The following is a 26,141-nucleotide window of genomic DNA, read 5'->3' as shown; positions in this document are numbered from 1 at the left end:
CTGCGCCTAGCGCGGCGGTGCGGTGCTGGCGCGGAGGATCAGCTCGGCGTCGATCTCGGTCAGGCGCACCACCGGCTTGCCCTGGATCCGGGCGATCAGGTGGTCGCCCGCCGCGTGCCCGATCTCGGCGGAGTGGATGCGGATCGTCGTCAGCGGCGGATCGAGGAAGGGCGCGAAATCGGAATCGTTGTGGCCGACCACCGAGAGATCGCCCGGTATAGCGAGCCCGCGGGCCCGGGCCTCGATCATGGCGCCGAAGGCGATCTGGTCGGTGCCGCAGATGATCGCGGTCGGCGGCGGACCGCCGGCCAGCATCTGGCGGAAGCCGTCGCGGCCGCCGCCGATGCCGTACGAGATCTCGATATCGTGCTCGGGGGCGAGCGACAGGCCGCGGGCCGCGAGCGCCTGGGCGATGCCGATCACCCGGGCGCCGCCGCGATCGTTGTCCTTCCTCAGGCCGGAGATCACGCCGATCCGGCGATGTCCCAGGTCCATCAGGTAGTTGGCCGCCCGGGCCGCCGACGCGGCGTTGTCGAACCCCACGCAGGGGCGCTGCTGCGACAGGCTGAAGGTCTGCACCATCGGAATGCCGGTGCTGGCGATCCGGGCGTGAAGGTCCGGATGGTGGATGTCGCCGACCAGCATCAGCCCGTCGACGCCGCGCTCCAGCAGAAAGGTCGCCTCCCGAAGTTCGTCCTCCAGGTCGTACCCGGCATTGGCCGCCACCAGGGTGTAGCCCGCCTGGCGCAGCCGCTCCTGGAAGCTCGAGAGAACGCGGACGAAAGCCTCGTTCTCGATATTTGGCACGACGGCGCCGACCGCCATGAACCGGCGCGTCGAGAGGGCCCGGGCAGCCCCGTTGGCGACGAAACCGAGATCCTGGGCAGCGCGCATCACGGCTTCGCGCTTGTCGGCCCGGACGCCGGCGGACCCGTTGAGCACCCGGGAGACCGTCGCGGTCGAGACACCAGCCCGTCGGGCGACATCCCGCGCGACGGGACCGCGCGACGGCGGCTCGAGGATCATGCCCGGCAGGTCCAGCACTGAAATCGGTTCTCCCCCTTGGGCGGCCTCGATGCGCATGCGCGCCGCAACCAGCGAACTGGATCGGCAGTATATTGACACCGTACCACCCCGCTGGCTATCTGAAAGCGCTTTCAAAAAACGCCGTCCGACGGGACGCTTCCGTTCCGGACGGCCATCAGGGAGACGCGGATGGCGATGCTCGACCGGCCGGCTTCCGGCGCGGGAGCGCCGGAGCGCGACTCGCCGACGGTGGGCGGGGCCGACGCGAGTGCGGCCGGCATCGCCGCCCCGCAGGCGATCGTCACAAGTTTGAAGCGCAGCGACGCGGTCACCCCTTACCGGTTCCGCGACCTGCTGGCGCTGGACGATTTCGAGCGGCACGCCCGTCGGCTGCTGCCGCCGATGATCTTCCAGTACGTCTCCGGCGGGGTCGAGACCGGTTCGGCCCTGGCGCAGAGCCGCGGCGCCTACGCCGACTACGCCCTCGTGCCGCGGCTGATGCGGGACACGTCGGCGCGGGACACCGCCACGACGCTGTTCGGCCAGACTTACGCGGCCCCCTTCGGGATCGGGCCGCTCGGCGGGGCCGCCTTCATCGCCTATCGGGGCGACCTCGTGCTGGCCGAGGCGGCGCGGCGGATGAGCCTGCCGATGTGCCTGAGCGCCTCCTCGCTGATCAAGCTGGAGGATGTGCACGCCCAGAATCCGCAGGCCTGGTTCCAGGGCTACCTGCCGGGCGATCAGAATCGCATCGACCACCTCCTCGACCGAGTCGAGGCCGCCGGCTACCGGACCTTCGTGGTGACCGCCGACACCCCCACGCTGGGCAACCGGGAGCACAACACCCGCAGCGGCTTCTCCATGCCGATCAAGGTGACGCCGAAGGTGGCGTGGCAGAGCGCGACGCACCCGCGCTGGCTACTGGGCACCGTCGCCCGCACGTTCCTTAAGCACGGGGCGCCGCACTTCGAGAACACCGAGGCCGAGCGCGGTCCCCCGATGATGTCGCAGGGCGCGGTGCGCAACACCATCGCCCGCGATCAGCTCTCGTGGAAGAATCTGGAGGCGATCCGGAAACGCTGGTCCGGGAATCTGCTCGTGAAGGGGCTGCTGGCCCCGGAGGATGTCGAGATCGCTCGGGGATGCGGCGTCGACGGGGTGATCCTCTCGACCCACGGCGGCCGGCAGCTGGACTACGCCGTCGCGCCGCTGGACGTGCTGCCGGAGATCGCCGCCCGAAAGGGCGGGCTGAAGATCATCGTCGACAGCGGCATCCGCCGGGGCACCGACGTGATGAAGGCGTTGGCGCTGGGCGCCGACTTCGTCCTGCTCGGCCGGCCCTTCATGTTCGCCGCGGCGCTCGGCGGGGTGGCGGGCGTCGAACTCGCCATGCGGATCCTCAAGGAGGAGCTGAACCGCGACATGGCGCTGATCGGCGTGAACCGCCTGTCGGAGCTGAACCCCGACTTCCTCCGTCGCGTCCCGCGGCGGGCCTGAGCCACGGGAAACGGATTGGGCATGATCGTCTCTCCAGTGACCGTCACCGCGCCGGACCGGACGGGCCGTCCGCCGTTCCGGGTGGCCGCAGGCGAGCCTGGAACAGAAGCGAGACGTTGGAGGGGCTGCGAGGCGCGATCCCGTCCCCGTGGGCCCAGAGAAGCAACCCAGGGCAGCGCGACCTCGCCGATCATGGCGCCATTCGAGTGCGTCCCCTCGCGCGCGAGAGCGACGCGAGCGTCGCAGCAGCCTATTCACTCAGCCGGACCCATCGCATGACCGGAGCCGCGCCTGCCCCTCTGGGCCTCGCCTTCGTCGGCTGCTTCACCACGGAGCGACGCAGGGCCCGCGGCCGGGGCATCGACGTGTACCGGACGGGAGCCGGCCTCGACACGTGGACGCATCTCGGCCGGGTCGAAGGGATCACCAACCCGTCTTTCCTGGTGGCCGATCCGGGCCGCGCCGTGCTCTACACGGTCCAGGGTGACGGCGAGGCGGCCAGCGCCTTCGCGGTGACGCCGGACGGAACCCTTCGCGCCCTCGGCGCGGCCGCCACGGGCGGCACCAACAGCGTGCATCAGGCCCTCGACCCGAGCGGCCGGTTCCTGATCGTCGCCAACTACGCCAGCGGCTCGGTCGCCCTGCTGCCGGTCCGCGCGGACGGCGCACTGGAAGAGGCTTGCCAGATCCTGAGCCTACCGGGCGAGCCGGGCCCGCACCGGACCGAGCAGGCCTGCGCCCACCCGCACCACGTGGTCCTGTCGCCGGATGGACGGCACGCGATCGTCCCCGACAAGGGCCTCGACCGGGTCTTCGTGCTCCGGCTGGACGGCGAGAGGCTCGCGATCGCCTCGGAGGTTGCGATGCGGCCGGGCGCCGGGCCGCGCCACCTCGCCTTCCACCCGAGCCGGAACCTCGCCTTCCTGGTCAACGAGCTCGATTCCAGCATCGCCACCTGCCGCTGGGATGCCGCGTCCGGCACGCTGCAGCCCCTGCATCTCGTCCCGACGCTCCCGCCCGACTTCTTCGGCGCGAGCACCGCCGCGGCCATCGTGGTCACGCCGGATGGCCGCCACCTCTACGCATCGAATCGCGGTCAGGACGGGATCGCGCGCTTTCACGTGGACGCGGAAGGCGGACGGCTCGACCCCGCCGGCTGGACGCAGGCGGGCGGCCGCGACCCGCGCTTCATGGTGCTGGCACCGGGCGGGACGAATCTGCTCGTCGCCAACGAGCAGGGCGACAGCCTGGCCGAGTTCGCCATCGATCCCACCAGCGGGGACCTCACCCGAACGGGTTCGCGCCCGAGCCTGAGTCCCTGCACGATCGCGTTCCTGTGAGGAGGCCCAGAGCCAGTGTGAGCGCGCGATATTGGATAGCGCCGGTTCCGCCCACCCTCTCCCCTCTGCGGGTGAAGGTAGCTCCCGGCGGTGGTCGGGTCGGGACGAAGTCTCGCGACGAAGAGGCGGCGATGCCGGGCATGGCACGCCCTGACGGGCAGGCTCCGCTCTTTTCTGGACCGTCCCGCCCCCTGCCGATGCAGGCGGCGCCCGTAGGGCCGCCCTAGCGGCCGCCGAGGAAGGACGCGCTGCGGACACCGTTCGTGTCCGCCGCCAAGTGAAACAACTAAATAAAAACGAACACTGCCGATAGATCAGAGGAAACGCCATGTTCGCCAAGCGATACAGGTTCGTCATCGCATCTTTGCTGTTCATAGCAGGGATTATCAACTACATGGACCGCGCCGCACTCGGCGTCGCGGCGCCCTTCGTCAAGCAGGATCTCAACCTGTCGCCCTCCGAACTCGGGGTGATCTTCAGCACGTTCTTCTTCGGCTACGCGATCTTCGCCTTCGTGGGCGGGCAACTCGCCGACCGCTACGGGCCGCGCAGGATCTACAGCTGGGCCGCGACCTCGTGGTCGGTCCTGTGCATGCTGACCGGCGCGGTGACCGGGTTCGCCCAGATGTTCATCGTCCGCTCCCTGTTCGGCTTCGCCGAGGGTCCGATGAATTCGACCACGAACCGCACGATCACCACGTGGTTTCCCCGCGAGGAGACCGCCCGGACCATCGGCTTCACCTTCTCGGGGCAGACGGTGGGCAGCGCCATCGCGGCGCCCGTGGTCGGGCTGCTGGCCATCCAGTACGGCTGGCGGGTGGCGTTCGTGGCCATCGGCGCCGTCGGCCTGCTCTGGGTGGTGGCGTGGCGCCTGCTGATGACCGACCGCCCCCAGGACAATCCGCGGGTCAGTCCGGAGGAGATCGCCCTCGTCGAGCGCAGCCGCGCCGTCACCCACCTCGCACCCTCCGACCACGCCCGGTCGCTCAAAGGCTACCTGTTCCTGCCGAGCACCCTGTCGCTCGGCCTCGGCATGTTCGCGGTGAACTACACCCTCTACATCTTCCTCTCGTGGCTCCCGAGCTACCTCACCGACGCCCTGCACATGCCCGTGAAGGAGATGGCCCTGGTCGCCTCGATCCCCTGGGCCTGCGGCTTCGTCGGTTACGTCGGCGGAGGCATCGTGGCCGATCTCGTCTACAAGCGCATGGGCGACAAGCTCGCCGCGCGGAAGATCACCACGATCGTGCCCCTCGCCATCGCGGGGGTCGCCCTGATCGCGGTCAATGCCGCGACCAGCACCGCCATGGCGGTCTCGCTCATCGCGCTGGCCGTGCTGATGCTGACGAGTTCGGTGCAATCCTGCTGGGCGACGATCCACGAGCTGGTGCCCGAGGCGCGGGTCGGCGGCGTGAGCGGCTTCATCCACCTCCTGAGCAACATCTCGGGGATCATCGGACCGACCGCCACGGGCTTCGCCGTGCAATACCTCGGGGGCTACGCCAGCGCCTTCGTGATCGCCGCCCTGATCGCGGCGGCGGGCGTCGTCGCCATGGCGATCTTCGTGCGGCGGCCCCGCAACCCGGCGGAAGCCGGTCCCCTCGCCGCGGTCAAGGCCGTCTGAACGATACCGTCTGAAGGCGAGCGTCCGATTCAGGAGCAGCATCCATGAGCGCCGAGACCGTTCCCCCGAAACCCGTCCTCCTGACCGGAGCCTCTGGCGCCCTCGGGCGCGTGCTGACCCGCGCGCTCGGCGAACGGGGCTGGCCGCTCCGGCTCACCGACCGCGCGCCCTTCCCGGACCCGCTGCCCGAGGGCGCGCGCTTCCAGATCGCCGACCTGGAGGACGGGCCGGCGATCCTGCGGCTGGCGGAGGGCTGCGGCACCATCCTCCACCTCGGCGGGATCTCGGTGGAGCACCCGTTCGAGACGGTGATCGGTCCCAATATCCGCGGCCTCTACCACGCCTACGAGGCGGCCCGCCGCGAGGGCGCGCGGATGATCTTCGCCTCCTCGAACCACGCCATCGGTTTCCACGAGCGGTCCGAGGTTCTGGACGATGACTGCGCCCTGGCGCCGGATGGCTTCTACGGGCTGTCGAAGGCCTACGGCGAGCTGATGGGCGGCCTGTACCGCGACAAGCACGGGGTTGAGAGCGTCTTCCTGCGCATCGGCTCCTGCTTCCCGGAGCCCACCGACGCGCGGATGCTGGCGACGTGGCTGTCCTATGCCGACCTCACCCGGCTGATCGCCCGCGCCACCCTGGCACCGAGCCTCGGGCCGAAGGGGACGGTGGTGATCTGGGGCGCCTCGAACAACAGCCGCATGACCTGGTGGCGGCGGGACGGACGCGACGTGATCGGCTGGACGCCGCAGGACAGCGCGGATTCCTACGCGGCGTCGCTGGAAGGCAAGACCAGCGGCAACAGGATCGTGGAACGCTACCAGGGTGGTGGGTTCACGGGCCTGGACTATTCCCGCCGCGAGCCCCCGGCCCCGTAAAGCCCCGGCGCCCCCCGACCGCGACGACCTCCCCGTCATTCGTGTATGCCGGAGCGGCGCCGGGAAGTCCGGGTCCTGGCACCCCGGCGCGGCGCGTGACAGGACCCGGCGTGGAGCAGGATCTCCGGGGCGTTCCTGGTCCCACGGCGCCCTGGCGCGTTACCCGTAGGACTTTACGCTCGCCGCGATGCCGGTGCGTCGTATCGGCACGACCGACAGGGCGTCGGATTCCATAAGTTGCACAAACGGCATAATATCGCCGGCCTGACACTTCATCCCGTCCGTCTCGCGCTGGTATATTGCATACCTAGAAGGGATGTGCATGATCGGCGGCGTACCACAGACGCGCCACTGCAAGGCCGCGCCGACCCAACAAGAGAGGCACGGGGATGGAACGCCAGGATTCGCCGTCGGCGAAATGGTGGCAGCTCGCCTTCGGCGTGATCTGCATGGCCATGATCGCCAACCTTCAATACGGTTGGACATTGTTCGTCGACCCGATCGATCAGCGCTACCACTGGGGTCGAGCGGCAATCCAGCTCGCCTTCACGCTGTTCGTCGCCACCGAGACCTGGCTGGTGCCGGTCGAGGCGTGGTTCGTCGACCGCTACGGTCCGAAGATCGTGGTCGCCTTCGGCGGCGTGATGATCGCCCTCGCCTGGACGATCGACGCCTACGCCGACAGCCTGTTCCTGCTCTATCTCGGCGCCGTGATCGCCGGCATTGGTGCGGGATCGGTCTACGGGACCTGCGTGGGCAACGCGCTCAAGTGGTTCCCGGATCGCCGTGGCCTCGCCGCCGGCGCCACCGCGGCCGGGTTCGGCGCGGGTGCGGCCATCACGGTGGTGCCGATCGCCCGGATGATCGCATCCAGCGGCTATCAGGACGCCTTCCTCTACTTCGGCATCGGCCAGGGCGCCGTGGTGCTGTCCCTCGCCTTCCTGTTGCGCAAGCCGTCGACCAACACGCCGGTCCAGCGCAAGAGCACGCGCCTGCCGCAGACCAAGGTCGACCGCAGCCCCCGCGAGGCGGTGCGCACCCCGGTCTTCTGGGTTATGTACGTCATGTTCGTGATGGTCGCCTCCGGCGGTCTGATGGCGGCGGCGCAGATCGCCCCGATCGCCCACGACTTCCAGGTGGCTGGCGTGCCGGTGAGCCTGTTCGGCATGCAGATGGCCGCGCTGACCCTGGCGATCTCGCTGGACCGGATCTTCGACGGGTTCGGGCGACCGTTCTTCGGCTTCGTCTCCGACCATATCGGCCGCGAGAACACGATGTTCATCGCCTTCTCGACGGCAGCGCTGGCGGTGATCGTGCTGCTGACCTACGGGCACATCCCGATGGTCTTCGTCCTGGCCACCGCAGTGTATTTCGGGGTGTTCGGCGAGATCTACTCGCTGTTTCCGGCGACTTGCGGCGATACGTTCGGCTCGAAATACGCCGCCAGCAATGCCGGCCTGCTTTACACGGCGAAGGGAACGGCGTCCTTCCTCGTGCCCTTCGCCAGCCTGATCTCCTCCGCCTACGGCTGGTCGGCCGTGTTCACGCTGATCATCGTCCTCAACGTCACGGCGGCGGCCTTGGCCATGTTCCTGCTCCGCCCGATGCGGGCCCGCTACCTTGCGGCGGCCGAGCAGCAGCCGGCGGCACTCGCCGCCCAACCGATCCGGGCGGCCTGACCGCCCAAACCCGAGAACCCGCGAGGGACGCCGAACACCCACCGATCTCCCACCCTTTGCCGCATCCTGAGGTGACGAAGCGGAGCGGAGGCCTCGAAAGAGGGCTTCCGGGATCGCCCAGACCTCCGGAGACTCCTTCGAGGCCCGCTGACGCGGGCCCCGCGGGATGAAGGGGCGGGAGATCCCCGAGCCAGCCGACGCCGAGCGCCGGCCCACCCGAAACGGATATCCCGGAGACCCCCGATGACCGCCGTGGCCAAGATCGTTCACAACACCCCTGAAATCGAGGCCGAGCCGGACCTGACCGACGGCTTCCACCTCGTCATCGACGCGCTCAAGCTCAATGGCATCGAGACGATCTACGGTGTCCCGGGCATCCCGATCACCGACCTCGGCCGCATGGCCCAGGCCGAGGGGATGCGGGTGATCTCGTTCCGGCACGAGCAACATGCCGGCAACGCCGCGGCGATCGCGGGCTTCCTCACTCAGAAGCCGGGCATCTGCCTCACCGTCTCGGCCCCGGGCTTCCTCAACGGCCTCACGGCGCTCGCCAACGCCACCACCAACTGCTTCCCGATGATCCTGATCTCGGGCTCCTCCGAGCGCGAGATCGTCGACCTGCAGCAGGGCGACTACGAGGAGATGGACCAGCTCGCCATCGCCAAGCCCCTGTGCAAGGCGGCCTTCCGGGTCCTCCACGCGGCCGATATCGGCATCGGCGTAGCCCGCGCGATCCGGGCCGCCTGCTCGGGCCGGCCGGGCGGCGTCTATCTCGACCTGCCCGCCAAGCTGTTCGCCCAGGTGATGGATGCCGAGGCCGGCCGTCAGTCGCTGGTCAAGGTGATCGATCCGGCCCCGGCGCAGCGCCCCGCCCCCGAGGCGATCGCCCGGGCGCTGGACGTCCTGAAATCCGCTAAGCGGCCGCTGATCGTGCTCGGCAAGGGCGCCGCCTACGCGCAGGCCGACGAGGCCATCCGGGCGCTGGTCGAGACCAGCGGCATCCCCTACGTGCCGATGAGCATGGCCAAGGGTCTCCTGCCCGACACCCACCCGCTCTCGGCCGGCGCCGCGCGCTCCACGGCGCTGAAGGACTCGGACGTGGTCCTGCTGATCGGCGCCCGGCTCAACTGGCTCCTGTCGCACGGCAAGGGCAAGAGCTGGGGCGAGCCGGGCTCGACCAAGTTCATCCAGATCGACATCGAGCCCCGCGAGATGGACTCGAACGTCGAGATCGTGGCGCCCGTCGTCGGCGACATCGCCTCCTGCGTGCAGGCGCTGCTGGACGGCATGGGCAAGGGCTGGCAGCAGCCCCCGTCCGACTGGATCGAGACGCTCAAGACCAAGCGCGACGCCAACATCGCAAAGATGGCGCCGAAGCTCATGAGCAACGCCTCGCCCATGACCTTCCACGCCGCCCTCGGGGCGCTGCGCACCATCGTCAAGGAGCGGCCGGACGCGATCCTGGTCAACGAGGGCGCCAACACCCTCGACCTCGCCCGGGGCATCATCGACATGTACCAGCCGCGCAAGCGCCTGGACGTGGGAACCTGGGGCATCATGGGCATCGGCATGGGCTTCGCCGTCGCGGCCGCGGTCGAGACTGGCAAGCCGGTCCTCTGTGTCGAGGGTGACAGCGCCTTCGGCTTCTCCGGCATGGAGGTCGAGACCATCTGCCGGTACGGCCTGCCGGTCTGCATCGTGGTGTTCAACAACAACGGCATCTACCGCGGCACCGACACCGACCCGACCGGTCGCGATCCCGCCACCACCGTGTTCGTGCCGGATTCCCGCTACGACCGGATGATGGAGGCCTTCGGCGGCGTCGGCTACCACGTGACCACGCCGGACGAGCTGACCCGGGCGGTCAACGAGGCGATGAACTCGGGCCGTCCCGCCTTGGTCAACGCCGTCATCGACCCGGCCGCCGGCAGCGAGAGCGGCAATATCGGCAGCCTCAACCCGCAGAGCGGCATCAAGAAGAAGAAGTGAGGTCGGCGGGCCGAAGGCCCTGACCCGACGCGCGTTACGACGGCCGGATCGCTCAGCGGTCCGGCCGTTTTCAATGGAGTCGCGCACTTCCTTCGGCCCGGGACGCGGCGCGAACGGAGCAAGCCAGGGACTTCGCGCCATGATCGATCCCGATCTCGCCGGACGACTGCACTTCCGTCACCGTCTGCCCGACCGCGAGCCGCTGGCGCCGGGCCGGCACGACCTGGGCCTCTTTGCCGAGCGCGACGCCGTGCTGGTCGTTCCCGCGGGGCTCGATCCGCGCCGTCCCTGCCGGCTCGTGGTGCTGTTCCACGGCGGCGGCGGCAGCGCCGCGCGGATCCTGCCGATGCTGGAGGCCCATGCGCACGCGGAGCGATTTCTGCTCCTGGCGCCGCAATCGCTGTTTCCGACCTGGGACCTCGTCATCGGCGGCCACGGACCGGACCGGGAGCGGGTCTCGGTCGCGCTGGCCGCGGTGGCGGACCGGTTCCTGCTCGACCCAGACCGTCTCTGTTTCGCCGGCCACTCGGACGGGGGCAGCTACACGCTGTCGCTCGGCCTCGCCAACGGCGACGTAGCGCGCCACCTGATCGTCTCGTCGGCCGGCTTCCTGTCCGTGCATATGCAGGTCGGCGCGCCCCGAATCTTCCTGTCGCACGGCGTCCGCGACGAGCAGATCCCGATCAATCGGAGCGCGCGCATCCACGTGCCCAAGCTGCGGGACGCCGGCTACGACGTGACCTACGTGGAATATGACGGCCCCCACGCGCACCAGCCGCCAATCGTCGCGCAGGCCGTGGCGTTCATCATGGCGAGCGCGGCGTAGCGGGTCACAGCCAAGGTCGATGCCGGTTGCCGTGGAGATTCCGGGCACCGCCGGTGGCGTTGCGACACGCCGCGCCGCCCGACGCTTCGGTGATCCCAGGGCCACCCCGATCTGAGGGGGCCGCAGCATGGCGGAGGCCGAGAAGGCGACGTCCAGAGGACGCTGCGGTCTCCGGAGAGCACCGGCGCGGCAGGAGGCGTTGCAGCTCGGGATGAGGGATCAGGTCCGATCTCGGTCTGCGTGGACGGGCGAGGCCCTGTCTGCGTCGCGGGGAGGGCGAACGAAACCGGGTGTGGTTTCTCATAGAAAAAGGACGGCGCCCGGAGGCGCCGTCCTCTCTCAGGATCGCGAAGGCTGGCGCTGGATCAGACCGCACGGGCCTCGTGCATCGCCTGGATCTGCTCCCGCGTGTATCCGAGGCCTTCCAGCACCTCGTCGGTATGCTCGCCGAGCAGCGGCGAGGCCTTCACCTCGACCTGCATGTCGGAGAACTTGATCGGGCTTCCGACGGTCAGGTACTTGCCGAGCTTCGGATGCGCCACCTCGACGACGGTGCCGCTCTCGCGCAGGGACTTGTCCTCGGCGATCTCCTTCATCGACAGCACCGGCGCGCAGGGGATGTCGTAGGTTCGCAGGATGTCCACCGCCTCGAACTTGGTCTTGTCGGCGAGCCATTCCTCGATCGTCTTGAATATGTCGAAGATCTTGTCCTGACGGGCGCGGGGCGTGTTGTAGCTCGAATCGGTGATCCACTCCTCCTTGCCCAGCACCTTGCAGATCGGCGCCCAGGCATGGCCCTGGATGGTGAAGTAGATGTAGGCGTTCGGGTCGGTCTCCCAGCCCTTGCACTTGAGCACCCAGCCGGGCTGGCCGCCGCCGCCCGCGTTGCCGCCGCGCGGCACCACGTCGGAGAACTCGCCGTGCGGGTACTGCGGGTACTCCTCGAGGTAGCCGAGCGCGTCGAGGCGCTGCTGGTCCCGCAGCTTCACGCGGCAGAGGTTGATCACCGAGTCCTGCATCGACACGGCGACCTTCTGGCCCCGGCCGGTCTTGTTCTTCTGGTGGAGCGCCGTGAGGATGCCGATAGCGAGGTGCATGCCGGTGTTGGAGTCACCGAGCGCCGCGGCGCTGACGGTGGGCGGCCCGTCCCAGAAGCCCGTGGTCGAGGCGGCACCGCCCGCGCACTGGGCGACGTTCTCGTAGACCTTCAGGTCCTCGTAGTGGTGTCCGTCCGAGAAGCCCTTCACCGAGGCGAGGATCATGCCCGGGTTCAGCTCTTGGATGCGCGCCCAGGAGAAGCCCATCCGATCCAGCGCGCCGGGGCCGAAATTCTCGACCATCACGTCGGAATCCTGGATCAGCTTCTCCAGAACCTCCTTGCCGGCCTGGGTCTTGGTGTCGAGGGTGAGCGACCGCTTGTTCGAATTCAGCATCGTGAAGTAGAGGGCGTCCGCGTCCTCGACGTGGCGCAGCTGCGTGCGGGTCACGTCGCCGGCCCCGGGGCGCTCGACCTTGATCACGTCGGCGCCGAACCACGCGAGCAACTGCGTGCAGGCAGGTCCCGCCTGGACGTGGGTGAAGTCGATGATCTTGATGCCTTCCAGCGGCTTGCTCATTGGGCGTTCTCCCTGTGCGCTTCGGTGATCGTGTCCTTCGGACCGTCCGGCGGGCTCAAGACCCTTGGCTGGCACGGTCCGCGGAGGCTTCGAGTTCGGCCACGCGCTGACGCAGGCGCTTCTCCTCGGCCCAGCGCTCGGTCTCGTCGCGGATCACGGCGACGATCCCGGTCACCCGGTGGGAGGCATCCCGCACCATCCCCACCGTGAAGGCGATGGAGAGCTGGCGGCCGTCCTTGTGCAGTGCCGGCACCCGCAGGGTCTCCGCCCCGTAGCGGGTCTCGCCGGTACGCATGGTCTTGGCGTAGCCGTCCCAGTGACGGCGCCGATGCCGCTCGGGCGTGATGAGATCGAGGGTCTGGCCCAGCGCCTCGGCGGCGGTGAAGCCGAAGATGCGCTCGGCGGCCGGGTTCCACACGGTGATGGACCCCTCCGGGTCCGACACCACCACGGCATCGCCGATCGCCGCGGACAAGCTCAGGCTGCCGTCCGGGATCCGCGCATCCGCCATCGGCTCAGGATCCGGCACGAACCGGGCCGGTCGAGACGCGAGGGCGTCCGTCGTTTCCTTTCGCGCACACGCCATCGAATTCGGCTTGGATCGTCATTGGCCCCCCTGCCCGCTCCGGAGCTAAAGTTCCAACTTGCGTCGACGCCTCGGCTCCGCCCCCTGGCTGACTTGGTATTTGGTATGCCAAATCTGGAATGCCGTCAACGCTGGCGCTTACAAAAGGCACTTTCCTTCCAGCTCGCCTCCGCCGCACCTCGGGCGGGATTGGCGGATCGGCCGCCGCGGCCGGGTGACGCCGGAGCTTCCCGCTCTTTGATGTCCGCAATTGGGAATGTTCCGTTGCTGCGAGAGGCCACGCGGCGAATTCGGCCGCTTCCTGATGTCCCGCGAAGCCTGCGTCCTCGTTCGCCGCGCGCTGGTAGTCAGGTCCTGCCGCGGAGACATGCCCTGCTCCATCCCCCGGACCGCGCGTACCAGGGATCACGCAGTTCGACGGACGTACATCTCCGCGCCGGGCCATCGCGGCGCGAAGACATGCTTTTGCCGTGTCGCCGTGCGAGAGCGGCGCCCGGTCGGTGGTGCCCAGCAGCGGCGGACCGACCTACGGATCGACCTTCAGGGCCGGGAGGCCGGGAACCAAGCCATGAACATGGAGATCCGGAGAGCCGAGGGGCAGCCGGTCACGACCACTGACCGGCAGCAGGCGATTTCCGAATCGCTGCGGCAGATCGCGCGCATGTCGCGCTTCGCCGATCGCAAGAAAGGCATTCGGTCCTATCACAACCAGGTCAAGAACGATCCTTGGATCCCGATCCTGTTCGTGATCTGCTTCGTGCTGCCGGTGCTGGCGGGCGCGATCTACTACGGCCTGATCGCATCGAACCGCTACGTGAGCGAGGCGCGGTTCGCGATCCGCCCGGCGATCGGCGCCAGCGAGAAGGGCTCCTCCGAGGGAGGATCCGGGTCCGGGTCCACCTCCAGCGTCCAAAGCCAGATGGCCGCTCAGGACACGATGATCACCCGTGAGTACATCCTGAGCCGGCCCATGCTGGAAATCCTCGAGGCGCAGCTGCCGCTGCGCCAGTGGTTCAGCAGCGACAGCATCGACTACTTCTCGCGGTTCGACCCGGAGAAGCCGATCGAGAAGTTCGTTCGCTACTGGAAGCGGCGCGTCGATGTCGAGGTCGAGGCGGGGTCCGGAATCATGTCGGTGACCGTCGCGGCGTTCGACCCCGACCATTCCCTCGCCATCGCCCGGGCCATCGTGAAGGAGGCCGAGCGGATGGTGAACGATCTCAGCGTCCGATCCCGCACGGAGGCGATGGCCGAGAGCACCCGCGAGCTGAAGCTCGCCGAGGAGCGCATGACCAAGATCCGCCTCGCGACGCGGGATCTGCGTCACCAAGAGGGGGTGCTCGACGCGGAGAAGTCGAACATCGCCAACCTCAAGATGATCGCAGAGCTGCGCTCGGCCCGGATTAACCTCGCGGTGCAGCTTGCCATCGGCCAGCGCGACCTCGGCCCGGAGGCCCGCCGGATCCTCGACATCAAGCAGCAGATCAAGGATCTCGATGAGAACGTCGCCCGGATCGAGCGCCAGTCCGCCAGCCAGGATCCGGAGCAGAAGCGCCTTCTCTCCGATGCGTTGACGCGGTTCGAGACGTTGGACAGCGACCGCAAGAATGCCGAGAAATACTACCAGCAGGTGTTCACCGCCTACGAGCGGTCGCGCATCATCGCGGCCCGGCAGGTTGAATTCTTCAGCCCGATCGTAGAGCCCGTGAAGGCGACATCCTCCGTCGAGCCGCGGCGCATGCTGATGATCACCCTGATCACGGCGGGTGCCGCTCTGCTGTTCGCGGCTTCCATGTTTGCCCGGAAGACGATGGCCTGAGCGGTCATTCGCGGCGCCGAGGCAGCGCCGCGCTGCCGGCGCCCAAACTCGCCGCTCCGGCGACCGATCGCTTCATCCGGTCTTGTCCGCCCGGCGCGGCTCATGCCCCGAAGGCATCCCGGCCTGGGGAAGCGTTGCGCGCGCCACCCCTTACTCGCCTGCCGGGATGCAAACCGCGAAGGAGCGCTGCCGAGCCCATTAGATCAACTGACGGCTTCCCGGTCGCCTCGCCGCCTTAAGGAGCGGTTTGAGGCGGGATCGCAATCGCCCGGCCAAGCCGCGTCGGCGCGCGGCTTCTAGGAGGCCGAACGATCGGCCGACGGGCCCACGGAGCCGCCGGTCCAGCCCTGCGCCCGCCAACCTTCGGCGCGCTCGTCGAGGTCGATCGAGCCCGCCCGGTTGAGGAGGCTCAGGGCGCGGTCGGCCTGGGTCTCATCAGCTCGCACGGTCACCAGCGTGCCGCCGCGGCGGACGCCCTCGGCGTAGGTCTCCGCCTCACCCTCGCTCAAACCCGCCCCCGTCAATCCGCCGATCAGCCCGCCGGCCGCGGCTCCGACGCCGGCGCCCGTCACGGCGGCCACCAGCCACCCGGCCGCCACCACGGGACCGAGACCCGGTATGGCGAGAAGTCCGAGGCCGGCGAGCAGGCCCGCGCTGCCGCCCAGGACCGTCCCGACCGTGGCGCCGGTCCCGGCGGAATCCGTGGCATCCGCCACCACGGGCGCGGTCCCACCCGGGGGCTGTTCGGACGGCTGCGGCGTAGGTCTCCGGGTGTCGGCCCGATTCGAGATGATGCTGATGTCGGTATGCGGGATGCCGGCGGCCTCCAGCTGGTCCACCGCGCTGGCGGCGGCGTCGTAATCGTCGAACAGGGCGGTCAGGGCGCGTGCGGCCATGGGAATCTCCGCGAACCTCGGGTCTGCGCCCGAACGAGTGACGGCAACGCGGCCGGCCCGAGTGACGCGGGGCGGGCCCGAGAGGTTGCCGACCGGTCAAGCGGCAGACCCAACCCAGGTTCCAGGGGTCGGCGGTGTAAAACTTAACGCCGCGCTAACCATCCGCCCGGCAGATCTTGCCGGGTACGCCGTAGGGAAGGTTTTCCGGCGGGCGGCGACGGGTGGGATCGATGGCGGAGACGGCGAGCGCGCCGGCACGGGTTGGAGCTGCCGCGATCCTGAGCCAGCTCACGCTGCCCACGCGCGGCGACCTGCAGGCGCTGTCCAAACGCTCGGATCTGCTATTCGCCACCGGCGTCATGGCAATCCTGGCGGTGCTGATCTTCCCGCTGCCGGCGATCCTGCTCGACCTGCTCCTGGCCGTATCGATCATCCTGTCGGTGCTGATCATGATGACCGGCCTGTCGATCGACAATCCGCTTGAATTCACCGTCTTCCCGACCCTGCTGCTCATCGCCACGATGCTGCGGCTCGCCCTCAACCTCGCCTCGACCCGCCTGATCCTGGGTCACGGCCACGAGGGCACCGCGGCGGCCGGCCACGTGATCGAGGCGTTCGGCCACTTCGTCATGGGCGGCAACTTCGTCATCGGGATCATCGTGTTCGCAATCCTGATCATCGTGAACTTCGTCGTGATCACGAAGGGCTCAGGACGCATCGCCGAGGTCGCCGCCCGCTTCACCCTCGACGCCATGCCGGGCAAGCAGATGGCCATCGATGCGGACCTGTCGGCTGGCCTGATCGACGAGAAGGCCGCCAAGGCCCGCCGCGCGGCCCTGGAGGAGGAATCATCCTTCTTCGGCGCCATGGACGGTGCCTCGAAGTTCGTCCGCGGCGACGCCGTGGCGGCCCTGCTGATCACCTTCATCAACGTGGTCGGCGGCATCATCATCGGGGTGGCGCAGCAAGGCCTCAGCTTCGGCGACGCCGCCAAGAGCTACACGCTGCTCACCATCGGCGACGGGCTGGCCAGTCAAGTACCGGCGCTGATCGTCTCCACGGCCGCGGGCCTCCTGGTCTCGAAGGCCGGCGTGAAGGGCGCGGCCGACAAGGCGCTGGGAAAGCAGCTCGCGCACTATCCCAAGGCCCTCGGCATGTCGGCGGCCGTGATGCTGCTGATTGCGCTCCTGCCCGGCATGCCGATGCTGCCGTTCCTGCTGCTGGGCGGCGGCGCGGGTTACGCCGCATGGCGGATCAACAAGACCGCCAAGGAGGCGCCGCCCCTCGACGCGACGGGCGCCCCCATGGACGCCAAAGCGGTGGCGGCCGCGGCGGCCGCCAAGGAGGAGACGGTCACCGACCTCCTGAAGCTCGACGACCTCAAGCTCGAGATGGGCTACGCCCTGCTGGCCCTCGTCAACGGCGAGGGTCAGGATCGACTCACCGACCAGATCAAGGCCCTGCGCCGCCAGCTCGCGGCGGAACTCGGCTTCGTGATGCCGTCCGTGCGCATCCTCGACAACGTGCAGCTCGACGCCAACACCTACGTGGTCCGGGTCAAGGAGATCGAGGCCGGCACGGGACGGATCTTCCCGGGCCAGTTCATGGCGATGGACCCGATGGGCGGGCAGGTGCAGTTACCCGGCCAGCACCTGCTGGAGCCGACCTTCGGATTGCCGGCCACCTGGATCGACGCGGCGCTGCGCGATCAGGCGCAGCTCAAAGGCTACACGGTGGTCGACGCCGCCACGGTCGTCTCGACCCACCTCACCGAGGTGATCAAGGCCCACGTGTCCGAGTTGCTCAACCACGTCGAGGTCTCGAAGCTGCTGCGCGAGTTGCCGAAGGAGCATGCCGAGCTGCTTAAGGAGATCGTGCCGTCGCAGATCTCGACCACCGGGGTCCAGCGGGTGCTGCAGTTCCTCCTCGCCGAGCGGGTCTCGATCCGCGACCTGGGTGCGATCGTCGAGGCGATCGCCGAGGTGGCGGGCGGGGTCAAGAATCCCCGCGACGTGGTCGAGCACGTTCGCGCCCGGCTCGGCCGGCAGATCTGCGCCCAGTATCAGGACCACGGCGGTACCCTGCCGATCATCACCCTGTCGCCGGCCTGGGAGCAGGCCTTCATGGAATCGATCGTGGGCGAGCGCGAGGAGCGCTACCTCGCGATGCAGCCCTCCAAGCTTAGCGAGTTCGTCACTGCCGTCCGCGACCGGTTCGAGGCGGCTGCGCGCCAGGGCGAGATGCCGGTCCTGGTGACCTCGGCGCAGACGCGCCCCTTCGTCCGCTCGATCATCGAGCGCTTCCGTCGGGAAACCCCGGTGATGAGCCAGGCGGAGATCCACCCGCGGGCGCGGCTGCGGACGGTCAGCTCGATCTGATTGATCGGGCCGGTGGATGCCCGCGGCGATCACCGCCGAAGGATGGCCGGGGGATGGTCGCTGAAACGATGTAGGTCCGGACGGACCATCCCATCCCGACCGCGTCGATCCGGGACCGCGGCGCAGTCCGCGGTGTCTCGATACGCACGACACTCCGTGTTCGCGCTGTCCCGGGTCCGGGAGTCCGGCTTCGCCTGCGGCGCCCCGGAATGCGCGGTTGGGCCGTCCTCCAGCCTGGGTTCGCGAGACGAAGATGCGAACGGCGTTCGCGCCGCGGCCTCGTGATGCGATGCCCCGGGCGGACGCCCGCGTCCCTCAGATCGCCTTCTGCTTGAGCTCCCGCTCCAACTCGTGAGCGTCGAGTCCGGGAACGATCACCGGCGGCTCCGGCACCGTGACCGCCTTCGAACCGTTCGCGCCCGAGCCGATCGCGGCGGCCAGACGCGAGCGCTCGAAGGCGATCACGACGACGACCGAGACGAGGGCCGGAATCCAGAAATAGAAGATCCGGAAGATGATAACGGCCGCGATGATCGCGTCCTTCTGCGCCTCGTCGGTGATGTGCATCGCGGTGATGAACACGATCTCGAAGACGCCGAGGCCCCCCGGGGCATGGGAGGCGAGCGCCACCGAGAACGATGCGAGGAAGATCGCCAGGACCGGGATGAAGCCGGGGTTCATCGCCTCCGGAAGGGCGAAGTAGATGATGCCGGCCGCGCCCAGCAGTTCGAGGGGGGCCGCCAGCAGCTGGCGGCCCATGATGCCGGGGCGCGGGTATTCGAGCTTGAACGAGCGGATGTGAAGCGGGCGCAGCCGCAGGATCGAGCCCAGCACGTAGAGGGCGACGAAGCCCAGCATGCCGATGCCGACCGCGAGCGCGGTCTTGGGATCGGTGAGGAAGCCGGGGAGCTTGCCCTCGAGGCGCGAGAGCAGGGTCGGATCGACCACGAGGGTGAACCCGCCGAGCAGGATCGTGCCGAGGAAGAAGGTGAACGAGCAGAGGGCCACCAGCACGGCCACCTGGGCGGCGGTCAGCCCCTTCGCCGTATAGGCCCGGTAGCGCACGAGGGCGCCGGAGAAGACCGAGGCGCCGATATTGTGCGAGAGCGCGTAGGTCGTGAACGAGCAGAGGGAGACGAACAGCAACGAGATGTGGCGGACGCCCAGGTGTAGAAGCGCGATCCGATCGTACCAGGCCAGCGCCGCGTAGGCGACGAGCGTGGACAGGGCCGCGAGCAGGATCCGGTGCGGCGGGATCGCGAGGATCGCCGCCCAGATCGCCGACAGCGACGTCGTCTTCAGCTCCTGGTAGAGGAAATAGCCCGATACGACCACGGCGGCGAGGCCGATCAAGGGCCAGATGAACTCGCTGAGCTTCTTCATAAATACCGACGCCCCGGGAAGAGCCCCTGATGCGCCGGCACGCGACGCGCTGCAAGCGGCCTGACGACCACAGCGCCCCCCCTTGTCAGCTGATCGTGACGGTTTCGTGCCGCCCCGGGACGCCGCCCGCGACGGGTCCGCCGGACCGCCCCGGTCAGCCCCGGGCGCGGTTCAGGCCGATGCCGTCCATGGCGGCCTGATCGCGGGCCGCGTCGGCGGCACGCTCGGCGGTGCGCTCGCGGTCGTTGAGGATCTCGACCTTCTTCAACTCCTCGAAGGCCTCACCGAGTTCGGCCTTCGCCTCGGCGAGCTGCTCCTCCAGGGCCTGGGCGGACTGGCGCATGTTGTCCCGGCGGGTGGCCGCCGCGCGGGCGTAGGTCGGGTAGGCGAAGTGGCCCACGTCGGTGATGCCCGCCCGCGATTCCTCGACGGCGACCTCCCGGTCGAGTTCCACCGCCATGCGCTGGAAGTCGGCCATCATCATCTCGATCTGGGTCACGCGCCGCCGCTTCTCGTCGACCTGGAAGCGGCGCAGGCGGATCAGCGTGTCACGCGATTTCATCAGGACGCTCACTCCACGCAACGCTCAGGGCCGGCCCGAGGATCATGCCCCGCCCGTGCCCCTGAACGAACCTGCCGGAGGCAGATCCGCTCGGGTACTCACTCGGCATCTGATCCGCTGGCGCGATGGCTCCAGACCGGCGCATGAGGCCTAGGCCCCGCCGAGGATCTGGCCGAGCCGTGCGTAACCATCGCCGATGGACGTTGCTTCTTCCTTACCCTGCCCCAGAAAAGCCTCAAGCTGGGGCATGAGCGCCACGGCTTCGTCGACCTCCTGCGACGCGCCCGCGCGGTAGGCGCCGAGGCGGATCAGCTCCTCCATGTCGGCGTAGGTCGACAGCACCCGGCGCGCCCGCCGGACCACCGGCAGATGGGCCGGATCGCAGGCGCGCGGCATGGTCCGCGAGACCGAGCGCAGCACGTTGATCGCAGGGTAGCGGCCGCGCTCGGCGATCGCCCGCTCCATCACGATATGGCCGTCGAGGATGCCGCGCACCGCGTCGGCCACCGGCTCGTTGTGGTCGTCGCCCTCGACCAGCACGGTGAACAGGGCCGAGATCGTCCCCTGCCCCACGCCGGGTCCTGCGCGTTCGAGCAGGCGCGGCAGTTCGGAGAACACCGTCGGCGTGTAGCCCTTGGCGGTGGGCGGCTCGCCGGCCGCGAGGCCGATATCCCGCTGGGCCATCGCGAACCGCGTGATCGAATCGATCATGCAGAGGACCTTGGCGCCCTGGTCGCGGAAATGCTCGGCCACCGACAGGGTCACGTAGGCGGCGTTGCGGCGCATGAGCGCCGGCTCGTCGGAGGTCGCCACCACGACGACCGAGCGGGCGAGACCGGCCGCTCCGAGATCGTCCTGGAGGAACTCCTGGACCTCGCGGCCGCGCTCGCCCACCAGCCCGATCACCGCCACGTCGGCGGCGGTGTAGCGGGCGAGCATCGAGAGCAGCACCGACTTGCCGACCCCGGAACCCGCGAATATCCCCATCCGCTGGCCGGCGCACATGGTCAGGAACGTGTTGATGCAGCGGACGCCCAGATCCAGCGGTCCGCCGACGCGGGCCCGGGCATGGGCCGGGGGCGGGTCGGCGCGGAGCGCGTAGACATCCGCACCCTGCGGCAAAGCTCCCAGCCCATCCACCGGCCGCCCCAGGGCATCGACCACCCGGCCGAGCCAGCCCGCCGACGGGCGGATCGCTCCGGCCGATTCGTCGCGCACGTAGGCCGGGCAGCCACGCCGGACGCCGTCCAGCGAGCCGAACGGCATGGCGAGGGCGCGGTCGCCCTGGAAGCCGATGATCTCACAGGGCACCAGCCCGAGACCGTTCGCTCCCTCGACGTCGATCCGGCCGCCGAGCCGCATGGCGGCCACGGGGCCGGCGACTTCCACCAGCAGCCCGCGGATCGCCACCACGCGCCCGAACGTCTCCAGCACTTCCACCCGCTCCAGGGCTGCCCTGGCCGACGCCAGGGAGGACACGGACCTTGCCGAATCTCTTGCCGGATCGTGTGTCATCCGCCTGGCCCTCAACGCTTCGTTTACCGGCCTCCTTAACACTGCGGTCAACGGGCTCGTAGCGGCTCGATCCGGGTCTCGGTCGCGGCCGGGCAATACGAAGTCGTACCGCTGTGTCGCCGCGATCACAGCGGGGATCGAAGCGTGACGGGGGAAGTACTTACGCCGACGGGGGCGGACGGTTCGAACGCGGGCGGCGCGGAATCAGGCTCTGAAGCGCGGTGGGGGAAACGCTGTTTCTCCTGTCAAGCTCATGGAACTGCGAACGCGGCGCTTGCGGTCGGGAAACAGGTTTTGTTAACGATTAATCCATAGCGTTCACGTCTAGGGCGACGTAGCGCCCGTCCACAGGCCGGTGGCGGGCGAGCGGTAAGGACGTGTCTGCGCGCTGATGCGGCCGGCTGGGCTGGGGACCGACGATGCGGGTACTTTTGATCGAGGACGACAGCGCCACCGCGCAGAGCATCGAGCTGATGCTCAAGTCCGAGAACTTCAACACCTACACCACCGACCTCGGGGAAGAGGGTGTCGATCTCGGTAAGCTGTACGACTACGACATCATCCTCCTCGATCTGAACCTGCCCGACATGTCGGGCTACGAGGTGCTCCGTAACCTGCGCGTGGCGAAAGTAACCACGCCGGTACTCGTCCTCTCTGGCTTGGCTAGCATTGAGGACAAGGTGAAGGGTCTGGGCTTCGGCGCCGACGACTATCTCACCAAGCCGTTCCACAAGGACGAGCTGGTGGCGCGCATCCATGCCATCGTGCGCCGGTCGAAGGGCCATGCCCAATCCACCATCGCGATCGGCGATCTCCTGATCGACCTCGATGAGAAGATGGCGTCGATCGGCGGCAAGCGCATTCCGCTGACCACGAAGGAGTACCAGATGCTGGAACTCCTCGCGCTTCGGAAGGGCTCCACAATCACCAAGGAGATGTTCCTCAACCATCTCTACGGCGGCATGGACGAGCCGGAGCTGAAGATCATCGACGTGTTCATCTGCAAGCTGCGCAAGAAGCTCGCCAACGCCAGCCAAGGCAAGAATTACATCGAGACCGTCTGGGGCCGCGGCTACGTACTGCGAGACGAAGAGCCCGAGCTGCGCGCCATGGCGGGTTAAGAATTTTCCAGTAGAAACATCGAAGAGCTTCAGCTCGTATTGATTTCCAGTGTTTGTCGGTACAAACGTCCTGCTTCGCTTAAGCAGGTGCGACATGGACGAGAACGCAGGGACGATCGAGGCTCAAGCCATCGATTATGTAGAACTCACGGCCGATATCGTCTCGGCCTACGTGTCCAACAACTCGGTACGGCCTGCCGATATAGCGGAGCTGATCGCCAGCACGCACACCGCGCTCACTGGGCTCGGGCAGAGCGTCGCGAATGGTACTCCGGCAGTCGAGAAGCCTACCCCGGCTCAGATCCGCAAGTCGATTACCCCGGACGCGCTGATCAGCTTCATCGACGGCAAGCCGTACAAGACGCTGAAGCGGCACCTCACCGGCAACGGGTTGACGATCGATGAGTATCGCCAGCGCTTCGGCCTGCCGCGGGACTACCCCACGACGGCCGCAAGCTACTCGGCGCAGCGCTCCGAACTTGCTAAGAGCCTCGGCCTCGGCAATCAGCGCCGGAAGGCGGCTCCGAAGGCTGCAGATCCTGCTGAGACCGTCTCCAAGAAGCCGAAGCGCGCCGGTCGGCCGCGGAAGGCGGAGGAGCCGGTAGGCGCCTGACGCTGCGCTGAGATAGCGTTACTGCGTTAGCCGTAATTTCCCGATGCTGGCCTGTATCTTCTGGAAGGCGGCAAGCAAATCGTCGGAAGTATTGGCGAGAAAATATTGATCCGACGATGAAGCGCAGTTCTTTAGGAGCGTCTGGCCGGCCGCGTCGATGGGGTCTGATGAGATGCTAAAGCCGATCGTGTAAATGGATATGTTGACGGCTTTCGCATTCTTGCATGCGAGGGCCGTCAGTGCATCGAGAGCATTTCGGGCACTGCTCGCATCTGAAACGTTCTGATTAGAGGATGGAAGACGGCTGTTCGGATTGGACCCATCTACATTCTTGAAATAGCCAGACGCGAAGTGCATTGAGTTATTATAGTTGGTGTAAGGATTGTCTGGCCAGCTGTTCGTTCCATCTGTCATCAGGATAATGATCTTGTTTATGGTGTTCGCGTTCGTGGTGTTGGAACTAGAGGAATAGGCGGCGCCGTCTGCAAAAACGCTGAGCGGCGAGAGCGTCCGCCAGCCCCACATGAAGCCTTCATGGATGTTGGTCGACCCCAGGGGCGCCATCTTGTTAATCAGGTTCTTCAGAATGGCCGTGTCTTTGGTAAGCCGCTGCAGTGGCTGGGTCGTGCAGCCGAAATTGGGCCCGTTCGGAATGCCGGTATAGGAATTCAGTGATGTCGGTGAAGCGTCCTGCGGATTGAGATATTTACAAGCGCGGCCTTCAGCGGCAGCGAAAGTTGTGCTCTGGGTCGGTTTAGCGCAGCTTCCACTGCTTGTGTAATCGTCGATGTAGCTGTTGAAGCTTATATTCTGAGTGCCGATGTAGGTGTAGCTACCATAACCTGTGCTGCCATCGCCCGGTTCGTCGGGAGCAAACAACGGAACATAGAGCGAGTCCTTGTTGCCCGAAGTCGGTGCTCCATCCTGAACATTCAGAGGATATGGCAACGTCTCCAAGCAGCCTGCCCAGCCCCAGCCGGAGTAAGCCGTCCGAAGCTTATTGAAGATATCAAACCGGCTGGTGAAGCCTGTACCGCTGAGCGAATTTACGTTGATCCAGTGATAGCTCGACTGACCGTTTACATCGATCCATGAGGCATAGCGGTAAGTGGACGGATCAACCGCCACGGCGCCCGCGAACGGCACGAGCGCGATGCGAGTCGCGCTGGAAAAGGCATTGCTGCTGTAGACATAGTTGACGAAGTTCGTCGCCGCGGTCTGGACTGCCTGTAGCTTCGACTGGCCGCCGCTCGACGCGGCCATCGAGCCGGTGTTGTCGAGAACTAGGGCGATCTCGAAGGTTTTGGGCAGCGGCGTGGCGCATTGCGACTTGGCGCCGGGATTGATGCGCGTGGTGCCGGTGAGCTTGCCGAAGAAGGTCGTCGACAGCTTATGGGCCGTCAGGGTGATCTGGCGCGGGTCGCTGGCGATGGTCAGCGGGTCCACCACGAGATTGGCCGATCCCACGGCGCCGGTCATCGTCGTCTGCGCCATCGCGTTGAGGTCGGCCGTCGTCGTGGTCAACGGCGTTTGGCACAGGAGGAGCGCGGTGGCGTCGGTCGCCCCCTGAAGCTTCGTCTCAAGCCGGGTCGCGAAGCCGTAATCGATCGCCGCACCGGAGAGCATCAGCATCGGCACGCTGAGGAAGGCGAACAGGATCGCGACGTTGCCGTCACGGCTACGCAGAAGCAACTTGCTGAGTGTTGCAAGACATCGGCTCTGAAGCCGGGCTTTTGTGTTAGAATGCTGAGGCATTGCCCGTCGAAAACGTTCTATCTAAAGACAGGCTCCTAGCAGGTTCGCAAATCGGTTAATTCAAACTTACTGTCGGCGGTTCATGCCTATTTTAAACAAATCAGAAACATCTTATCGGAACTCTCCTACTGAATGTTTTAGAGGACCTTCGCTCGCCGGACGTGGTCAGCTGCCGGCCGTGGCTCGCAATGGCCTGATTGATCCATGATCGAAGCGAGGCCGCCGGGCTGTACCTTCGTTACAGATGGTGCTCACGATGCCGGCTCGTCACTCGAAGCACTAGCAGACAACCCATGCGACGCTCTCTCGCGCTCCTCGCCGCTCTGGCCGCCCTCGCCTGCCTCCCTGTCGCGGGAGGCGCACAGAGCACGTCTGACCGAACGCGAAAGCCGGCTCTAGACGCAACATCGGGCGGCGAGGAAGCTGCGTCGGCTGTTGACCCAGCGGTGCTCAATCGCTGTTGGCAGCGGGCAGACAGTCAGAAGCTCAAGGAAGGACCTGAGCGGAAGGCCTTCATGGGGACCTGCGTCACGCCGGAGGATTGAAGCGCGACTTCGCACAGCTGCTCCAACCCCTCATAGGAACCCGCTGCCCGAGTGCCCCTTGAAGGCGTTCGCCCGCCGGATGTAGCCGACAACAGTCCGCGGATCCCGGTGACCGGACTGATCCATGATCCGGGCGAGGTCCGCACCGCGCTCGGCCGCTGTCGTGATGTAGCCGGCCCGCAGCGAATGCGCCCCGAACGTCGAGGCATCGAGCCCCGCGGCGGCGCAGTAGCTCTGCAGGATGTTGGCGACCGAACGATCTGTGAGGCGAGGAGGTTTCTGGGCAACTTGCCCAGAAACTAGGTCATCCGAAACTGGCGCAACTTGCGCCGGTTTCCGCACCCTCCCCGACCGCGACACCGGCCGGAACACCGGACCCGCCGAGATCCCGGCCGCGTCGAGCCATTCCCGCACGAGCGCCACCGGCCGGACGAACCGGCCGTGCGGGATCGCCTTCTCGAACCCCCTGCCCTCCTGGTCGACCTTGGACCGG

At 67.5% G+C, this 26,141-nt stretch carries 20 protein-coding genes; 11 read left to right on the top strand and 9 right to left on the bottom strand.

The window, feature by feature from the left end; all coding sequences use genetic code 11:
• Positions 1-6: 6 nt before the first annotated feature.
• A complete protein-coding gene (locus MKK82_RS22140; protein ID WP_243986875.1) occupies positions 7-1,044 on the bottom strand; it encodes a LacI family DNA-binding transcriptional regulator in 1,038 nt (345 codons plus the stop codon).
• A 171-nt stretch (positions 1,045-1,215) separates the two neighbouring features.
• Between MKK82_RS22140 and MKK82_RS22135 the strand changes: the two genes are divergently transcribed.
• The 7 genes from MKK82_RS22135 (at position 1,216) to MKK82_RS22105 (ending at position 10,859) form a co-directional block, all read left to right on the top strand.
• Positions 1,216-2,523 carry an alpha-hydroxy acid oxidase gene (locus MKK82_RS22135; protein WP_243986874.1) on the top strand — a complete coding sequence of 436 codons (1,308 nt, stop codon included), beginning with the start codon at positions 1,216-1,218 and terminating at the stop codon, positions 2,521-2,523.
• A gap of 275 nt (positions 2,524-2,798) precedes the next feature.
• A complete protein-coding gene (locus tag MKK82_RS22130) occupies positions 2,799-3,863 on the top strand; it encodes a lactonase family protein (RefSeq protein ID WP_238285677.1) in 1,065 nt (354 codons plus the stop codon).
• A gap of 328 nt (positions 3,864-4,191) precedes the next feature.
• Positions 4,192-5,487, top strand: coding sequence for an MFS transporter (locus MKK82_RS22125; protein WP_238285678.1), 1,296 nt, complete (start codon positions 4,192-4,194; stop codon positions 5,485-5,487).
• A 44-nt stretch (positions 5,488-5,531) separates the two neighbouring features.
• Positions 5,532-6,365, top strand: a complete 834-nt coding sequence (locus tag MKK82_RS22120) for an NAD-dependent epimerase/dehydratase family protein (protein ID WP_238285679.1) — start codon at positions 5,532-5,534, stop codon at positions 6,363-6,365.
• A 389-nt stretch (positions 6,366-6,754) separates the two neighbouring features.
• Positions 6,755-8,044 carry an oxalate/formate MFS antiporter gene (oxlT, locus tag MKK82_RS22115; RefSeq protein WP_238285680.1) on the top strand — a complete coding sequence of 430 codons (1,290 nt, stop codon included), beginning with the start codon at positions 6,755-6,757 and terminating at the stop codon, positions 8,042-8,044.
• A 243-nt stretch (positions 8,045-8,287) separates the two neighbouring features.
• Positions 8,288-10,033, top strand: a complete 1,746-nt coding sequence (gene oxc / locus MKK82_RS22110; RefSeq protein WP_238285681.1) for an oxalyl-CoA decarboxylase — start codon at positions 8,288-8,290, stop codon at positions 10,031-10,033.
• Between the two features lie 139 nt (positions 10,034-10,172).
• On the top strand, positions 10,173-10,859 hold the full coding sequence (locus MKK82_RS22105; protein ID WP_243986873.1) for an alpha/beta hydrolase: 687 nt from the start codon (positions 10,173-10,175) through the stop codon (positions 10,857-10,859).
• A 365-nt stretch (positions 10,860-11,224) separates the two neighbouring features.
• On the opposite strand, the gene frc is transcribed toward MKK82_RS22105, so the two are convergent.
• Together frc and MKK82_RS22095 are read right to left on the bottom strand one after the other, a co-directional pair.
• On the bottom strand, positions 11,225-12,475 hold the full coding sequence (frc, locus tag MKK82_RS22100) for a formyl-CoA transferase (protein ID WP_238285684.1): 1,251 nt from the start codon (positions 12,473-12,475) through the stop codon (positions 11,225-11,227).
• A 55-nt stretch (positions 12,476-12,530) separates the two neighbouring features.
• Entirely contained in the window at positions 12,531-12,986 is a 456-nt protein-coding gene (locus MKK82_RS22095; protein WP_238285686.1) for a PAS domain-containing protein, read from the bottom strand.
• A gap of 643 nt (positions 12,987-13,629) precedes the next feature.
• Between MKK82_RS22095 and MKK82_RS22090 the strand changes: the two genes are divergently transcribed.
• Positions 13,630-14,880 carry a capsule biosynthesis protein gene (locus MKK82_RS22090; protein ID WP_238285688.1) on the top strand — a complete coding sequence of 417 codons (1,251 nt, stop codon included), beginning with the start codon at positions 13,630-13,632 and terminating at the stop codon, positions 14,878-14,880.
• A gap of 296 nt (positions 14,881-15,176) precedes the next feature.
• Here the strand turns inward: MKK82_RS22090 and MKK82_RS22085 are convergent, their stop codons facing one another.
• Positions 15,177-15,776 (bottom strand): hypothetical protein, encoded by a 600-nt coding sequence (locus MKK82_RS22085; protein WP_238285689.1) that lies wholly within the window; start codon positions 15,774-15,776, stop codon positions 15,177-15,179.
• Positions 15,777-16,006: 230 nt separating this feature from the next.
• On the opposite strand from MKK82_RS22085, the gene flhA reads away from it, so the two are divergent.
• On the top strand, positions 16,007-18,154 hold the full coding sequence (flhA, locus tag MKK82_RS22080) for a flagellar biosynthesis protein FlhA (protein ID WP_238285690.1): 2,148 nt from the start codon (positions 16,007-16,009) through the stop codon (positions 18,152-18,154).
• A gap of 315 nt (positions 18,155-18,469) precedes the next feature.
• On the opposite strand, the gene MKK82_RS22075 is transcribed toward flhA, so the two are convergent.
• The 3 genes from MKK82_RS22075 to fliI form a co-directional block, all read right to left on the bottom strand.
• Positions 18,470-19,537: a lysylphosphatidylglycerol synthase domain-containing protein gene (locus tag MKK82_RS22075; RefSeq protein ID WP_238285691.1), complete on the bottom strand. Its 1,068-nt coding sequence runs from the start codon at positions 19,535-19,537 to the stop codon at positions 18,470-18,472.
• Positions 19,538-19,691: 154 nt separating this feature from the next.
• Positions 19,692-20,099: a flagellar export protein FliJ gene (gene fliJ / locus MKK82_RS22070; RefSeq protein ID WP_238285692.1), complete on the bottom strand. Its 408-nt coding sequence runs from the start codon at positions 20,097-20,099 to the stop codon at positions 19,692-19,694.
• A 150-nt stretch (positions 20,100-20,249) separates the two neighbouring features.
• The gene (gene fliI / locus MKK82_RS22065) at positions 20,250-21,614 is read right to left on the bottom strand and encodes a flagellar protein export ATPase FliI (protein WP_238285693.1); all 1,365 of its coding nucleotides are present in this window, start codon (positions 21,612-21,614) and stop codon (positions 20,250-20,252) included.
• A 419-nt stretch (positions 21,615-22,033) separates the two neighbouring features.
• Here fliI and ctrA point away from each other — a divergent pair, with 419 nt between their 5' ends.
• Complete coding sequence (gene ctrA, locus MKK82_RS22060) at positions 22,034-22,735, top strand: response regulator transcription factor CtrA (protein WP_243986872.1); 702 nt, start codon at positions 22,034-22,036, stop codon at positions 22,733-22,735.
• Between the two features lie 94 nt (positions 22,736-22,829).
• Positions 22,830-23,348, top strand: coding sequence for a MucR family transcriptional regulator (locus MKK82_RS22055; protein WP_243986871.1), 519 nt, complete (start codon positions 22,830-22,832; stop codon positions 23,346-23,348).
• 18 nt (positions 23,349-23,366) lie between these two features.
• On the opposite strand, the gene MKK82_RS22050 is transcribed toward MKK82_RS22055, so the two are convergent.
• Both MKK82_RS22050 and MKK82_RS22045 read right to left on the bottom strand, forming a co-directional pair.
• The gene (locus tag MKK82_RS22050; protein ID WP_243986870.1) at positions 23,367-25,040 is read right to left on the bottom strand and encodes a TadE/TadG family type IV pilus assembly protein; all 1,674 of its coding nucleotides are present in this window, start codon (positions 25,038-25,040) and stop codon (positions 23,367-23,369) included.
• Positions 25,041-25,678: 638 nt separating this feature from the next.
• Positions 25,679-26,141: tyrosine-type recombinase/integrase (locus tag MKK82_RS22045; protein ID WP_243986868.1), on the bottom strand; the 463-nt coding region annotated here is incomplete at its 5' end.

The organism is Methylobacterium sp. E-046 (assembly GCF_022829625.1).
Taxonomy (GTDB): Bacteria; Pseudomonadota; Alphaproteobacteria; order Rhizobiales; family Beijerinckiaceae; genus Methylobacterium; species Methylobacterium longum.
Note: the sequence above shows the minus strand (reverse complement) of the source record. Positions and strands in the feature narration are given on the sequence as shown.

Excerpts from the sequence above, each read along its gene's own strand:
- MKK82_RS22135 (WP_243986874.1), top strand. The coding sequence starts at position 1,216 with ATGGCGATGCTCGACCGGCCGGCTTCCGGCGCGGGAGCGCCGGAGCGC.
- MKK82_RS22130 (WP_238285677.1), top strand. The coding sequence starts at position 2,799 with ATGACCGGAGCCGCGCCTGCCCCTCTGGGCCTCGCCTTCGTCGGCTGC.
- MKK82_RS22125 (WP_238285678.1), top strand. The coding sequence starts at position 4,192 with ATGTTCGCCAAGCGATACAGGTTCGTCATCGCATCTTTGCTGTTCATA.
- MKK82_RS22120 (WP_238285679.1), top strand. The coding sequence starts at position 5,532 with ATGAGCGCCGAGACCGTTCCCCCGAAACCCGTCCTCCTGACCGGAGCC.
- oxlT (WP_238285680.1), top strand. The coding sequence starts at position 6,755 with ATGGAACGCCAGGATTCGCCGTCGGCGAAATGGTGGCAGCTCGCCTTC.
- oxc (WP_238285681.1), top strand. The coding sequence starts at position 8,288 with ATGACCGCCGTGGCCAAGATCGTTCACAACACCCCTGAAATCGAGGCC.
- MKK82_RS22105 (WP_243986873.1), top strand. The coding sequence starts at position 10,173 with ATGATCGATCCCGATCTCGCCGGACGACTGCACTTCCGTCACCGTCTG.
- frc (WP_238285684.1), bottom strand. The coding sequence starts at position 12,475 with ATGAGCAAGCCGCTGGAAGGCATCAAGATCATCGACTTCACCCACGTC.
- MKK82_RS22095 (WP_238285686.1), bottom strand. The coding sequence starts at position 12,986 with ATGGCGGATGCGCGGATCCCGGACGGCAGCCTGAGCTTGTCCGCGGCG.
- MKK82_RS22090 (WP_238285688.1), top strand. The coding sequence starts at position 13,630 with ATGAACATGGAGATCCGGAGAGCCGAGGGGCAGCCGGTCACGACCACT.
- MKK82_RS22085 (WP_238285689.1), bottom strand. The coding sequence starts at position 15,776 with ATGGCCGCACGCGCCCTGACCGCCCTGTTCGACGATTACGACGCCGCC.
- flhA (WP_238285690.1), top strand. The coding sequence starts at position 16,007 with ATGGCGGAGACGGCGAGCGCGCCGGCACGGGTTGGAGCTGCCGCGATC.
- MKK82_RS22075 (WP_238285691.1), bottom strand. The coding sequence starts at position 19,537 with ATGAAGAAGCTCAGCGAGTTCATCTGGCCCTTGATCGGCCTCGCCGCC.
- fliJ (WP_238285692.1), bottom strand. The coding sequence starts at position 20,099 with ATGAAATCGCGTGACACGCTGATCCGCCTGCGCCGCTTCCAGGTCGAC.
- fliI (WP_238285693.1), bottom strand. The coding sequence starts at position 21,614 with ATGACACACGATCCGGCAAGAGATTCGGCAAGGTCCGTGTCCTCCCTG.
- ctrA (WP_243986872.1), top strand. The coding sequence starts at position 22,034 with ATGCGGGTACTTTTGATCGAGGACGACAGCGCCACCGCGCAGAGCATC.
- MKK82_RS22055 (WP_243986871.1), top strand. The coding sequence starts at position 22,830 with ATGGACGAGAACGCAGGGACGATCGAGGCTCAAGCCATCGATTATGTA.